Raw genomic sequence first — 13627 nt, 5'->3', positions numbered from 1 at the left:
TAACAAAATATGCTTACTTATTGAAATTCAGATAGTTAAAATAAAAACTATTCGGCGATTGTTTTCTTCTCTTATCCCGAACTCACGTTATCTTATCCTTAAAAAGTAGATTATTTCAGGATCGCTATTAAAACTGGGAAGTTATACCCCCAAAAGAAATTAAGGCATGCTTTCGGGATAATGAAAAGTACAAAATAACTAAGAAAACCATTTTACAAAAGCCTTTAAAACAGCAAAGCCCCTGATGGGCAGGGGCCTTTACTAACCAATTATAAACCTAAATTATGAGAAGAGCTGTAGGAGAAGGAGTCGAACCTTCACGGAGTGGTTATTTTTATTGCTAAAAGTTTCCCAATTTCTCCGCCACCGCGACAAGGAGGTGTGTCTGCCAAAAATTTCACCATCCTACAGTGTTGTAAGTATTAAGTTCGGAGTTTTAAGTCTAAAGTCTCTCGACTTCCGACTTATGGCTTTATACTTAAACTTGCTGTTGGGGAAGGATTCGAACCTTCACAGAGTGGTTAGCCCTTACGGGTTTTCCATGATCTCCGCCACCGGGACAAGGAGGTGTGTCTGCCAAAAATTTCACCACCCAACATTGTTTTTCGTTTAAAGAACAGTAAGCATTTCCCTTTTGCTTGTTACAAATTTAATAGGACTATCTATTTCTTGCAAATATTTCAACAAAAATATTTTATTTTTAATCGAATTTTAATTAAACTTGTATTTCAATATAGATATTCAAATTTATGTCCCACAGAAAAGCTCAAAATTTAGAAATTGATAATCTCGACATACAGATTTTATCAATATTAATGAAGAATGCTACTACTCCATATACCGAGATAGCTAAAGAGTTGATTGTTTCTGGCGGAACCATACACGTGCGGATGAAAAAGTTAGAGGAGATGGGTGTAATTAAAGGTGCCAGCCTTGAGGTTGATCCGCAAAAGTTAGGATATGATATCACCGCATTCCTCGGTATTTACCTTGAAAAAGGATCACAATATAACGAAGCCGTAAAGCAGCTTAAAACAATTAAAGAAATTGTTGAGCTGCATTACACCACCGGCGAATGGAGCATCTTCGCGAAGATAGTATGCCATGATACCACCCACCTGCGCGAGGTTTTAAACGAGCAGATTCAGGGTGTACGCGGCATACAACGCACCGAAACCTTCATCTCGCTCGAAGAAAGCATCAGGAGGCAGATAACGCTGGAATAAATTTTACTCAACTTATTGAAACGCCCCTACCCTGGTTTACCGGGATAGGGGCGTTATTTTTAACCCCCTCTAAATCTCCCCCGGGAGGGGGAGACTTAAAAGGTCTAAAAGCCCTCTCCTCCGGAGAGGGTTGGGTGAGGCCTTACAACTTGAACTTGCCTTTCAATGCGGCCAGTTTCAAAGCCATATCGGTTTCAGGTTCGCGGTCCTGGCGTTTGGTATTAAAGTTTGGCTTATTGCCGCCGCCCTGTGGCCTGCGATCGTCATTACGGCGTTGCTGATCCGGCGCGGTTTTTTCATTCTCTTTCATGGATAAGGCAATACGCTTGCGGTTAACATCCACCTCCGTAACCGTTACTTCAACTTTTTGGTGTACTTTCAGCACCTCATTCGGATCTTTGATATACCGGTTGGTAATCTGGCTTAAATGCACAAGGCCGTCCTGGTGAACGCCGATATCAACAAAAGCCCCAAAAGCGGTGATATTGGTAACAATACCCGGTAATTTCATTCCAACTTTTAAATCGCCGATAGCATTTACACCATCGGTAAAGCTGAAAGCTTCAAACTGCTCGCGCGGGTCGCGGCCCGGTTTAGCCAGTTCGGCCATGATATCGTTCAGGGTTGGCAAACCTACAGTTTCGGATGTATACTTTTGCAGCGGGATACTTTTGCGTAAAGCAGGGTTGCTCATTAAATCTTTTACAGTGCATTTCATATCAGTTGCCATTTGCTCCAGCAAACCATAGCGTTCCGGGTGTACGGCACTGCTGTCTAACGGGTTTTCGGCATCGCGGATACGGAGGAAACCTGCAGCCTGCTCAAAAGCCTTTTCGCCCAGGCGCGGCACTTTCTTCAATTGATCGCGGCGCTTAAAGGCTCCGTTCTGGTTACGGTACTCTACAATATTTTGTGCCAGTTGAGGTCCCAGGCCCGATACATAGGCCAAAATCTGCTTCGAAGCGGTATTCAGCTCTACCCCCACAGCATTCACCGCGCTGATCACCGTATCATCCAACGATGTTTGCAGTTTGTTCTGGTCAACATCGTGCTGGTACTGACCAACACCGATAGATTTTGGATCGATTTTTACCAGTTCGGCAAGCGGGTCCATCAAACGGCGGCCTATTGATACCGCTCCCCTTACGGTAACATCATAATCAGGAAATTCTTCCCTCGCCACCTCAGATGCCGAATAGATTGATGCTCCGCTTTCATTCACCATTACAATAACGGCTCCCGGCAAATCCAGCTTGCGCACAAAAACCTCCGTTTCGCGGCCGGCCGTACCGTTGCCGATGGCGATGGCTTCGATATTATATTTTTTGAAAAGGTATTCAACAGTTTTTTCAGCTTCACGCGCCTGGCCTGCGCCGGTATGCGGGTAAATGGTGGTATTTTCCAATAGCTTCCCCTGCTCGTCAAGGCAAACGGTTTTACAGCCGGTGCGGAAACCCGGATCTATCGCCATAACGCGTTTCTGGCCAAGCGGGGCCGCTAACAAAAGCTGGCGGGCATTTTCGGCAAACACGCGTATGGCCTCTTCGTCTGCTTTCTTTTTAGTGAGCAAACGTACTTCGGTTTCCATCGATGGCTTAAGCAAACGTTTGTAGCCATCTGTTATAGCCAAACGTACCTGGGCAGCGGCGGCATTATTAGCCTTCACAAAGCTGCTTTCCAATATTTCAAGCGCATCGTCTTCTTCCGGTTTCAGGTCCAGATACAGGATTTCTTCCTTTTCGCCTCGGCGCATGGCCAGTACACGGTGCGATGGCGCCGATTTAACCGGCTCGCTCCACTCAAAGTAATCTTTATACTTAATGCCTGCTTCTTCCTTGCCTTCTATCACCCTCGATGCAAAAGTGCCCTTCTCTACAAAAAGCTCGCGGATTTTGGTGCGCACCTCTACATTCTCGGCAATGGTTTCGGCAATGATATCCCTTGCACCGGCCAAAGCGTCCTCAATGCCCGCAACGCCTTTTTCATCGCTGATGTACTCGGCAGCAATCAGTTCAGGATCGGTGTTTTGCTGCTGGAGGATTATATCGGCCAAAGGCTGCAGGCCTTTTTCGCGGGCCGCGGTAGCGCGGGTTTTGCGTTTAGGGCGGTATGGCAGGTAAATATCCTCGAGCGTTACCATGGTTTCGGCCTCGTTGATCTGTTGTTCCAGTTCGGGCGTTAACTTGCCCATATCGGTAAGCGATTTCAGGATGGCTTCACGGCGTTTATCCAGTTCGCGGAGCTGCTGTACCCTGTCGCGGATGGAAGTTACCTGTACCTCATCCAAACTGCCGGTAACCTCTTTGCGGTAGCGGGAAATAAACGGAACGGTCGCTCCTTCATCAAGCAATTTAACCGTGGCAGTTACCTGCTTCTCGGCCACAGAAAGCTCCGCGGCTATTATTTTATAATGAATACTCATAATCAAAATTCGGATTGCGAAGTTGGGGCAATAGGCTTACAATTCAAAAAAAGATTGTTAACAATAGGGGATAAAAAGCTTAAAGCAGAATGCTGAAAGCTCAAAGCTTTTTACTATGAACCCCTAATTTAAGACTGGTAACTTCTCCGCCATTACCTCGCTGATTTTCCGGTACGAATCAAATGTCCAGCCGGCAACGTGGGGGCTTAACAGTACTTTACCGCTTTGTTTCAGCTCTTCAAACCAGGTTTGTTCTGCCAGCGACGGGAACTTTTCCACTTCCAGCACATCCAACCCGGCACCTAAAATTTTCCCGTTGCGGATGGCGTTCAGTACCGCGCTCACTTTGGCAGTTTTGCCGCGGGAGGTATTCAGGAAAAATATCGGTTTTTTAAAATGGAACAGGTATTCATCATCCACCAGTCCGTTGGTTTCGGTGGTCAGGGGAATGTGCAGGCTCAACACATCGCTGTATTTCACAATTTCTTCCATGCTTACTTCGCGGGCATATTCATCGCTGAAGCCGGTTTTATATTTATCATAAGCTATAACATTTACCTGGAAGCCCGATAGCTTGCGGGCAAAGCTGCTGCCCATATGGCCGTAACCGATGATACCTACCGTTTTCCCTTTCAGTTCGTAACCGCGGTTGGCCTCACGCTTCCATTCTCCGTTGCGAATCTCGGCATCGCCACGGTTCAGGTTATTCATCAGCGAAAGCAGCATACCGATGGCATGTTCACCAACAGCATCCGAGTTACCTTCGGGCGCGTTGATGAGGTTGATGCCTTTGGCAAGCGCGTAAGCTTCATCAATATTATCCATCCCGGCACCGGCGCGGGCTATAAATTGTAAACCGGTAGCAGCATCAAGCACGGTTTTATCAACCCTGAATTTTGAACGGATCACCAAACCGGCGTAATCGCCTATAATCTGCATAACTTCCTCCAACTTAATCAGCGGACGGTAATCGCAGGTATAACCTTTGGCTTCGGCCATTTCCATAAATATGGCATGCACATCATCAACAATCAGAATATTATTTTTCAACACAGTATTAAATTTTGTATTAGGGGATAAAGTTACAAATTGATACAGTATTAGCTGAGAGGGTTTTATAATATGACACTAAATCCTCCAATCGCATCCGTACCTAATTTTTTGCACTACTTATTTTCTGCACTAATGATTCGAATTGAATCCAATTACACGAATTTATTTGCCTAAATAAAATAACCTGCACATAGCAACAGGATTGTTCTAATTCACGATTGCTTTAATCCCGGTATTATTTAATTCGTGTAATTCGATAAAATCATCGCCAACATGCAGGGCATTCGTGTATCAATTAAAAAGCCCGGCATCTCTCAATGCCGGGCTGTAAATTATTTATCGGGCTGCTTAGTTTGCAGGCTGCGAACCAACGCTGGTAAGCTTGTTATCCAGGCTGATGTAATCAGTCATGATCTGGCCTGCTTCGCGTTTCACAAAATCCAGGTCCTCGTTTTTCGGTTTAGGCTGGCCTTTTTTAAGGGCGGGCAAACCTAAGGCCACACGGCGCAGGTTGTTGCGTGTGAAAGCTTTTTCCTCATCTTCATCACGCTGTTTTTTCAAATCCGATTCTTTCAGCGAGATACTGTCATCGGCATCGTGCTTTTTAAAGTCGGCTATATCTTCCAGTAAATATTTGTAGCTGTCGCTGGTAGCCATACGCTGATCGTGCAGTTTTTTAAGCTGCGGCAGTACGGTGCTGAAATCGCCGATTTTAGTATAGTCGGTTTTGGCGATGATATCAAAAGGCATAGCCGATGGCTCGGTATCTTCACCATATTTATCCAACGGAATAACCGATGGGAACGAAATATCCGGGGTTACGCCTTTATGTTGGGTTGAATTACCGCTGATGCGATAAAACTTGGCGATAGTAAGGTTTAACTGGCCATAAGTGCTTTGGCTACCGGTTGAAGTTGTTTTTTTAGCGCCACCAACTACGCTCGCAATTCTGTTGCGAAGCGATGAGCCTATTACCCTATCCAGATCAATAGGACTTTGTACCGAACCTTTACCATAGGTTTGGGTACCTAAAATTAAACCACGACCATAATCCTGTATAGCTCCGGAGAAAATTTCAGACGCGGAAGCGCTGAAACGGTCAACCAAAACAGCCATCGGACCGGTATAAGTAACCGCCGGGTCTTCATCCTTATCAACCTCCACCTGGTCTTTGGTATCACGCACCTGTACCACCGGACCGGTTTTGATAAACAGGCCGGTAAGTTCAATAGCTTCCATTAATGAGCCGCCGCCGTTTTCGCGCAGGTCGATCACCAGGCCATCAATGTTTTCCTTTTTCAACGAATCGAGTATGGCCTTAACATCGTGTGTGGTACTTTTATAGTTAGGGTTACCTGCTTTATAGTCGTTAAAATCGATATAAAACGCGGGGATCGAAATCACGCCGATTTTAACCGTTTTACCGTTGCTGTTATAGGTGCGGATCTCTTTCTTGGCCGATTGGTCTTTCAGGATGATTTTTTCGCGCACCATCTCCACCACTTTTGGCTTGCTTGATGCGTTGGCCCCGGCCGGCAGTATTTCCAGCCTCACGGTTGTGCCTTTGGTACCGCGGATAATGGCGATAGCGTTATCCACACGCCAGCCTACTATGTTCTGAAACTCCCCGGTTTTGCCTTGCGCTACAGCAACAATACGGTCGTCAACGCTAATCTGGTGGCTTTTATCGGCAGGGCCGCCCGGCACAATGGTCTTGATGGTTACATATTCATTCTCCACCTGTAACGATGCGCCGATCCCTTCTACCTGACGGGTCATTTCGATGTTGAAATTAGCCGCGTTTGATGGGTTAAAATAATTGGTATGCGGGTCTATGGCCTCGGTAAAGGCATCCATAAAATATTGAAAAACGTCCTGGTTAGATAGCTTGTTGGTTTGGGTTAACAGGTTTTCATAACGTTTTTTAAGCGTTTCCCTGTTTTTGGCCATATCATCTTTAGCCAGCTTCAGGTTCAGCAGGTCGTACTTAACGCGCTGGGTCCACATGGCGTCCATATCGGCCTGGGTAGCTATCCACGGCAGTTTGTCGCGGTCGTAAACAAAAGTCTCGGTTTTATTAAAATCGAAACTTTTATTGATCTGCTCAATCGAATATTTTACATGCTCAATGTATCTTTTCTGAAAAACATTGAATATGTAAAAAGCGTCGGCCAGGTTGCCTGCCTTAATATCATCATCAAGCACGGTTTTATATTTTTCAAAATCCTTAATGTCTGAAGCTAAAAAATAGCTGTGGTTTTCATCAAGCGATTTGATATAACGGTCATAAATAATAGCCGAAACCGAATCATTCAGTTCAACTTTTTTATAGTTATAATTTGCAATAAGCGCTGCAACCTGCTTGCATACAATGCTTTGCTGCTCATCGGGCTGCAGATCATTTGATCCTGTTACTTTAACCGGTTTTGAGGGCGATGCTTTACAGGCAAGGGCGGTGGCAAGCACCAATAATAAATACAGCTTCTTAAACATATCTTTAACAGTGGTTAAATGGGGGGTGTTGTAAAACATCAATACTTGTGCCTAATATTAGTTTGCTAATGTAAAATAAAAAAGAGACAGTCAAAACGCTGTCTCTTAATAACTAATGACAATATTACGATTATGTTTTACTTATAGTATGCAGGTAACACCATTTTACGATTTTGTTACAAAAATTATTTGTTACCCGATTGCGTTGTGGCCTCGGCAGTTTCCGGAAAACGGGTTACCGACTGCAGCGGTTTAAACTTGGTGTCCTGTAAATAGCGCGTTTTCTTTTCAACCTGGGCAAGATCATAACTCAGGCCTTTGCTCTCGGCCAGTTGGCGGGCTTCGGCCAGATCTTTTTTTGCTTGCTCATAATCACCATAATCAGCTTTTACAGCAGCCAGGTCCATCAGGTTGGCAATGGTGTGCCTGTGATCGTTTTGCTGGCGCGATATGGTGATGCTTTGCAGTAGGAACCATTTGGCTTCGGCCAGGCGTTTTTGCTTCATATACATCTGGGCCAGGTCGCTAAAATTGTAGCTGGCGGCGTTATAAACATGAAAACGCATATTGTGCTGCGCTGTTTTCATCACCGATGCCTCGATCATAGCCATTACATAAGGCGTACGCTCAATGGTGGAAAGCGGTATTTTTACCCTGGTCAATACCATAGTTGGCAAAGCGGCCACCGAATGGTTAACCGGACCTTCAACCTGCGGATAACGGGTATGCTTACGAAAAGGGTTGTATTTGTACCACTGTGCCGATGCGTTCAAGCCAACAGCGCACAAAACAATGAGTAGGAAATATTTCATCAAGCTTTTTTCCTGGGTTTAACTGTGTAATTTTAAATTAATCAGCTTAACAAATGTAATTATTTGTTAATGAGAAAGCAATACCCTAAAAAGGTAACAGCAATATAAACGTTTAAATGCTACAATTATTTTACAGGCCTTGCGTTAACCTTTCTACGGAAAAAATAAATTTAGGTTTTAGTTAAAAACCTCCACTTCACCATCGTGCAGGGCCCAAACCATGTAGGGGTGCGTATCCGAGTGGTAAATCTGCCCGTCGGCAGTAATGCCTATAATACCCGCGAAGCCATCGTAAGGTTTCATTTCTTCAAGCGTTTTTTCGGTGGCGGCCATTAGTGGCATACCGTCGGTAACGCGGGTAACAATTTTGGCAGCTACCGATCCGCTTACAATATCCTCGCCAACCCCGGTACACGAAACCCCTGCAAAGGCATTGGCGTAATTACCTGCTGTAGTTGCCGAATCACTCACGCGACCAGGCATTTCAAAGCCTTTACCCCCGGTACTGGTTGCCGCGGCCAGGTTGCCGTGCATATCCAGCGCTACACAGCCAACAGTGCCAAGCCTGATCGAGTCACTAAGTTTTTGCTCGTATTCGCGGCGGCGCTGCGGGGTTTCGGGATTATAATAGGCATGCCCGTTTTCGATGGCAAAATCGCAGGCGCCTTTGCCGCTCAGTACACGGTCGTCATATTGCTGCAGCTTTTCGGCAACACAGATGGGGTTTTTCACATCCTCAATATTGATTACGCCCGAAAAGCGCTGGGTTTTACCATCCATCAGCGCGGCGCTCAGGCGTATTTTACCATCGCTTTGAATTTGCGAGCCTGTGCCGGCATTAAAAAGTTCGCAATCTTCCAGCAACCGTACCGTGTAAACCACGGTTTCTAAGGCGGTATGGGTTTGCAGGTGCTTGTAACCTAACTGCACTATGCCGCTCAGGGCCTCCTGTTTGGCCTGTTTTACTTCCTGGTTGGTAAGCGATTCGCTAAAAAAACCGCCGTGAATAATTATTTTCATAATTATAATTTAAGTAGATGTACCCGCATAAATAAGGCCAGGCTGACCTCACCTAAATCCTCTCCAAAGCAGGGGACTTTGAAATAAGCCCCCTCTCCTTTGGAGAGGGCCGGGGAGAGGTTTATTGTAACAGGTTGCTGCCCGGTACATGTATAAAAGTACCTTCTTCAACCTTCATGCTTTTTTTAATAATTAAACGGTGCTGTACCAGGTCGTACTTATCAAATATCGACATTACATGCACCTTCAAATTTTCTATCGATACCGGCGAACCCAGTTCCACATCATAAATATTGGTGGATACAATGTTACGGCCATCAACCAAAATAATTAAACCCGAGCCAATGGCTTCCATCATGTAGCCCTCGGTAATAAGCAGGCCGGTATCTTCGCCCAGGCCAATGCCCAGGATGCCCGGATTGGTAGCCACGGCATACATCAGCCTGCCGATGCGGCCGCGTTGTACAAAGTGGGTATCCACAATAACCGAATCAATAAAGCCCAAACCGGCGGTGATCTGCACTTCGCCCTTAACAAGCGCCGCGTTGCTTTGCCCGCGGTAAATCATGTGGGTGGATGCCGCCGCCGCGCCTGCCGACGTACCGGCTATTACGAAATTCTCTTTTTGATAGCGCTGTTTCAGAATCTGTAAAAATTCGGTGCCGCCGAAGATGGCTGTGAGCCGGAGCTGATCGCCCCCGCTAAACATCACCACATCGGCCTTACGGATGCGGTCAAGATAATCCCTGTTTGCCGCGTCTTCGCGGTTGCGGATGTGCAACACATTAACATTGGTAACATTTAACTGCCCGAATGCCTTGATATATTCTTCACCAACCAGTTCGGGGATTTGCGATGCCGTAGTGATCACCTCAATCTGCGACCCCTCCTGCTTTGCCGATTCGTTGATGATGCGGCGTAAAATGCCTTGTTCAAAAAATTTGATATAATCAGGTTGTAAAATATGCTCCTGCAGGGTAACATTACTCCCCATATCAACAGCTCCGCCTATAATTATTAGCTTACCTTTCGGGACAATCATAATTTTTTTACAATATCTTAATACATCCTGATACAAATTAAGATAAAAACATGCACAAACACAGGATTTAATAATAAATAATGGCTTTTCGCCATCAAAAGTTTCATTGAACTGTTATGTTTTTTTAGTTTTAAAGGAAATTTACCCTACAAAATTAAACGGAACATCACAATCTATGAAGATCGAAAATATACAGGTACTACGCGGACCGAATATCTGGAGCATCAGGCGCAAAAAACTCATTCAAATGCGCCTGGACCTGCAGGAAATGGAGTTTCGGCCGAGTAACGAAATACCCGGGTTTTATGAGCGGCTCGAAAAATTATTGCCCTCGCTTTACAGTCACCGTTGTTCGCCCGGTGTTCCCGGCGGCTTTTTTCAGCGCGTTAAGGCAGGCACCTGGATGGGCCACGTTATTGAGCATATCGCGCTCGAAACCCAGACCCTTGCCGGTATGGATACCGGCTTCGGCCGCACCCGCGAAACAAAAACCAAAGGCGTATACAACGTGGTATTTGCCTATATTGAAGAAAAAGTTGGCGTTTTTGCAGCCGAATCGGCCGTGCGCATTGCCGAAGCGCTGATTGCCGGCGAAGATTATAACCTTGAAGCCGATATCCAGCAGATGCGCGAGATCAGGGAAAATACCCGCCTGGGCCCCAGCACCGGCTCGATAGTGGGTGAGGCAATAGCGAGGGACATCCCCTGGATCAGGCTCAACAACCAATCGCTGGTGCAGTTGGGCTATGGCAAAAACCAGGTACGCTTCCGCGCCACCATGACCGAAAAAACCAGCAGCATTGCCGTCGATATCGCCAGTAACAAGGAAGAAACCAAGCGTTTATTACAGGAACAAGCCATCCCGGTAGCCAAAGGCATGACCATATCCTCGGCCGCGGCAGTACCCGATGCGATAAAAAAAGTAGGCTTCCCGCTGGTATTTAAACCGCTTGATGGCAACCATGGCCGCGGTATTTCCATTAATATCAAAACGGAGGAAGAAGCTGTTGCCGCCTATGAACATGCGGCAAAAATATCGCGCCGGGTAATTGTGGAGCGTTATGTTACCGGGTTTGATTTCCGGGTGCTGGTGATCGATAATAAAATGGTTGCTGCCGCCCTGCGCAAACCGGCCCATGTTACCGGCGATGGCAGCCTGAATATCCGGCAGCTTATCGACCTTGAAAATACCGATCCGCGCCGCGGCTACGGCCACGAAAATGTGCTGACCGAAATTTCGGTAGACAGGGACACGCTTGATCTGCTGGAGAAAAAAGGCTACACCCTCGAAACCGTGCCGACAAAAGGCGAGGTGGTTTACGTAAAATCTACCGCCAACCTAAGCACCGGCGGCACCTCTGTTGATGTGACCGACCATGTTCACCCGCAAAACATTTTTATTTGCGAGCGCATCTCCAAAATTATCGGCCTGGATATTTGCGGCATCGATATTATGGCCGAAAACCTTACCGAACCACTTACCGATACCGGCGGCGTAATACTGGAAGTAAATGCCGCGCCAGGCTTCAGGATGCACATTGCCCCGAGCGAGGGCCTGCCCCGCAACGTAGCCGGGCATGTGATAGATATGCTTTACCCGGCAGGTAAATCGGCCAGGATCCCGATCATTGCCATTACCGGCACCAATGGTAAAACTACCACCACCCGCCTAATTGCGCATATTGTTAAAAATAACGGGCACCGCGTGGGCTTTACCACATCAGATGGTATTTATGTACAAAACAACATGATGCTGAAGGGCGATACCACAGGCCCGGTAAGCTCTGAGTTTATTTTGAAAGACCCAACGGTTGATTTTGCCGTACTGGAAACCGCGCGCGGCGGGATCCTGCGTTCGGGACTCGGTTTCGGGCAATGCGATATCGGTGTGATCACCAATATCCAGGAAGATCACCTTGGTTTAGCCGATATCCATAGCCTTGAGGATTTGATGCGGGTGAAAAGCGTGGTGATCAACTCGGTAAAAAAAGATGGCTGGGGTATTTTAAACGCCGATAATGAATATTGTGTGCGCATTGGTAAAAAGGCCGAATGCAATATCGCTTATTTCAGCATGAACGAGAATAACCCGATCATCAGGGCGCATTGCAAAAAAGGCGGCATAGCGGCCATATGCGAAAACGGCTTTATCACCATATTAAAAGGCGACTGGAAAATCCGCGTACAGCGCACCATCCTGATCCCGCTTACCTTTGGGGGAACGGTACCTTTCATGATCGAGAATGTGCTGGCCGCAACGTTAGCCACCTTTTTATGGGGATTTAAAACGGAAGATATCAAAATCTCGCTCGAAACCTTTATCCCCTCGGCATCGCAAACGCCTGGCCGCATGAACATTTTCGAGTTTAAGGATTTCCGTTTCATGATCGATTTTGCCCATAACCCTGATGGCTATAACGGCATCAAGGAGTTTTTAAGGCATATCGATTCGCCGCTTAAAATCGGCATTATAGCCGGCACCGGCGACAGGCGCGACGAAGACATCCGCGAGTTGGGCAAAATCTCGGCCGAAATGTTTGATTACATTATCCTGCGCCAGGAAAAACACCTGCGCGGCCGCACCGCCGAAAACATTATCGGCCTGCTGAAAGAGGGTATTTTTTCAGTAGATGCCGAAAAGCAGGTTGAGGTGGTACCCAAAGAGGTTGATGCCATAAAACATGCCATGAGCATGGCCCGCCAGGGATCATTCATCACCGCCCTGAGTGATGTGATAGACAACGCCATTGAAACCGTACAGGATTACCAGGAACAGGAAAGAAACGGGCTGTTTGCCCCCCCCGCCCCCTAAAGGGGGTGTTTTTGAGAAGCACATTTTTTCGGCGTTGGCTTTGCCAACGCCGTTTTTGTTTATGCTTTAGGGTTTTTCACTCCCACTTTAGGGGGCCGGGGGGCCAGGTAATCATGCCATAGTAACATCGCGGCCACGGTTCGGTATGGCTTCCATTGTTGGATTATTGCCAGCAGCTCTTCTCTTGTGGTTTCTTTGGGTAAGTTTTTTATTCGTTTCAACGCGCTTACGGCTGCCAGGTCTCCGATGGGAAAAACGTCGGTGTGTTGCAGTACAAACATCAGGTAAACATCAACTGTCCAGTTACCGATGCCTTTGAGGGCGGTTAGCTGTGTGCGGATCTCATCATCGGGCATTTGCTCCATCGCCTTCAGGTCAATCTGCCCGCTGATGATGGCCCCGGCAAGATACCGGATATAGCTTGTTTTTTGTCGGCTGCAGTAACAGGCTTTAAACTCCTCATCGGTTAGTAACAGCACCCTTGCCGGGGTAACTTCCTGTATCCTTTCCCGGAGTTTATTTAGCGCGGATAATGCCGAAGCTAATGATACCTGCTGCTCAAGAATAATGTGAACGAGCGTTTCAAAAGTGTTTGGCCTCGACCATAGCGGTGGATATCCGTGGCTTTGAATAATCTGCGAAAGATCAGGATCATTAGCTGCCAGTGTATCACAGATGCTGTGGTAATTTGCATGGGAAAATTGCTCGAACATAGGTTTGATGATATGCCGTGCAAGATGAGGATTG

At 46.6% G+C, this 13627-nt stretch carries 9 protein-coding genes and 1 tRNA gene; 2 read left to right on the top strand and 8 right to left on the bottom strand.

All coding sequences use genetic code 11. The annotated features are described in order from the left end of the window. Positions 1–487: 487 nt before the first annotated feature. A tRNA-Asp gene (locus LX99_RS25815) sits at positions 488–598 on the bottom strand. A gap of 151 nt (positions 599–749) precedes the next feature. Here LX99_RS25815 and LX99_RS22755 point away from each other — a divergent pair. Next, positions 750–1226 carry an Lrp/AsnC ligand binding domain-containing protein gene (locus tag LX99_RS22755; RefSeq protein ID WP_090532141.1) on the top strand — a complete coding sequence of 159 codons (477 nt, stop codon included), beginning with the start codon at positions 750–752 and terminating at the stop codon, positions 1224–1226. A gap of 142 nt (positions 1227–1368) precedes the next feature. On the opposite strand, the gene LX99_RS22750 is transcribed toward LX99_RS22755, so the two are convergent. The 6 genes from LX99_RS22750 to LX99_RS22725 all read right to left on the bottom strand — a co-directional run bounded on the left by LX99_RS22750 (position 1369) and on the right by LX99_RS22725 (position 10068). Continuing rightward, positions 1369–3648 carry a Tex family protein gene (locus tag LX99_RS22750; protein ID WP_109609966.1) on the bottom strand — a complete coding sequence of 760 codons (2280 nt, stop codon included), beginning with the start codon at positions 3646–3648 and terminating at the stop codon, positions 1369–1371. A 123-nt stretch (positions 3649–3771) separates the two neighbouring features. Further along, a complete protein-coding gene (locus LX99_RS22745; protein WP_109609964.1) occupies positions 3772–4698 on the bottom strand; it encodes a 2-hydroxyacid dehydrogenase in 927 nt (308 codons plus the stop codon). Positions 4699–5049: 351 nt separating this feature from the next. Further along, positions 5050–7194, bottom strand: coding sequence for a carboxy terminal-processing peptidase (locus LX99_RS22740; protein ID WP_109609974.1), 2145 nt, complete (start codon positions 7192–7194; stop codon positions 5050–5052). A 185-nt stretch (positions 7195–7379) separates the two neighbouring features. Next, positions 7380–8006, bottom strand: coding sequence for a tetratricopeptide repeat protein (locus LX99_RS22735; RefSeq protein ID WP_109609962.1), 627 nt, complete (start codon positions 8004–8006; stop codon positions 7380–7382). A 177-nt stretch (positions 8007–8183) separates the two neighbouring features. Continuing rightward, positions 8184–9026, bottom strand: coding sequence for an isoaspartyl peptidase/L-asparaginase (locus LX99_RS22730; protein WP_109609960.1), 843 nt, complete (start codon positions 9024–9026; stop codon positions 8184–8186). A gap of 121 nt (positions 9027–9147) precedes the next feature. Beyond that, a complete protein-coding gene (locus LX99_RS22725) occupies positions 9148–10068 on the bottom strand; it encodes a cyanophycinase (RefSeq protein WP_109609958.1) in 921 nt (306 codons plus the stop codon). Positions 10069–10243: 175 nt separating this feature from the next. Here LX99_RS22725 and cphA point away from each other — a divergent pair, with 175 nt between their 5' ends. Then, on the top strand, positions 10244–12880 hold the full coding sequence (gene cphA, locus LX99_RS22720; protein WP_109609956.1) for a cyanophycin synthetase: 2637 nt from the start codon (positions 10244–10246) through the stop codon (positions 12878–12880). A 59-nt stretch (positions 12881–12939) separates the two neighbouring features. On the opposite strand, the gene LX99_RS22715 is transcribed toward cphA, so the two are convergent. Next, the gene (locus LX99_RS22715; RefSeq protein WP_109609953.1) at positions 12940–13593 is read right to left on the bottom strand and encodes a DNA-3-methyladenine glycosylase family protein; all 654 of its coding nucleotides are present in this window, start codon (positions 13591–13593) and stop codon (positions 12940–12942) included. Positions 13594–13627 lie beyond the last annotated feature (34 nt).

The organism is Mucilaginibacter oryzae (assembly GCF_003148845.1).
In the GTDB taxonomy this organism is placed as follows: Bacteria; Bacteroidota; Bacteroidia; order Sphingobacteriales; family Sphingobacteriaceae; genus Mucilaginibacter; species Mucilaginibacter oryzae.
Note: the sequence above shows the minus strand (reverse complement) of the source record. Positions and strands in the feature narration are given on the sequence as shown.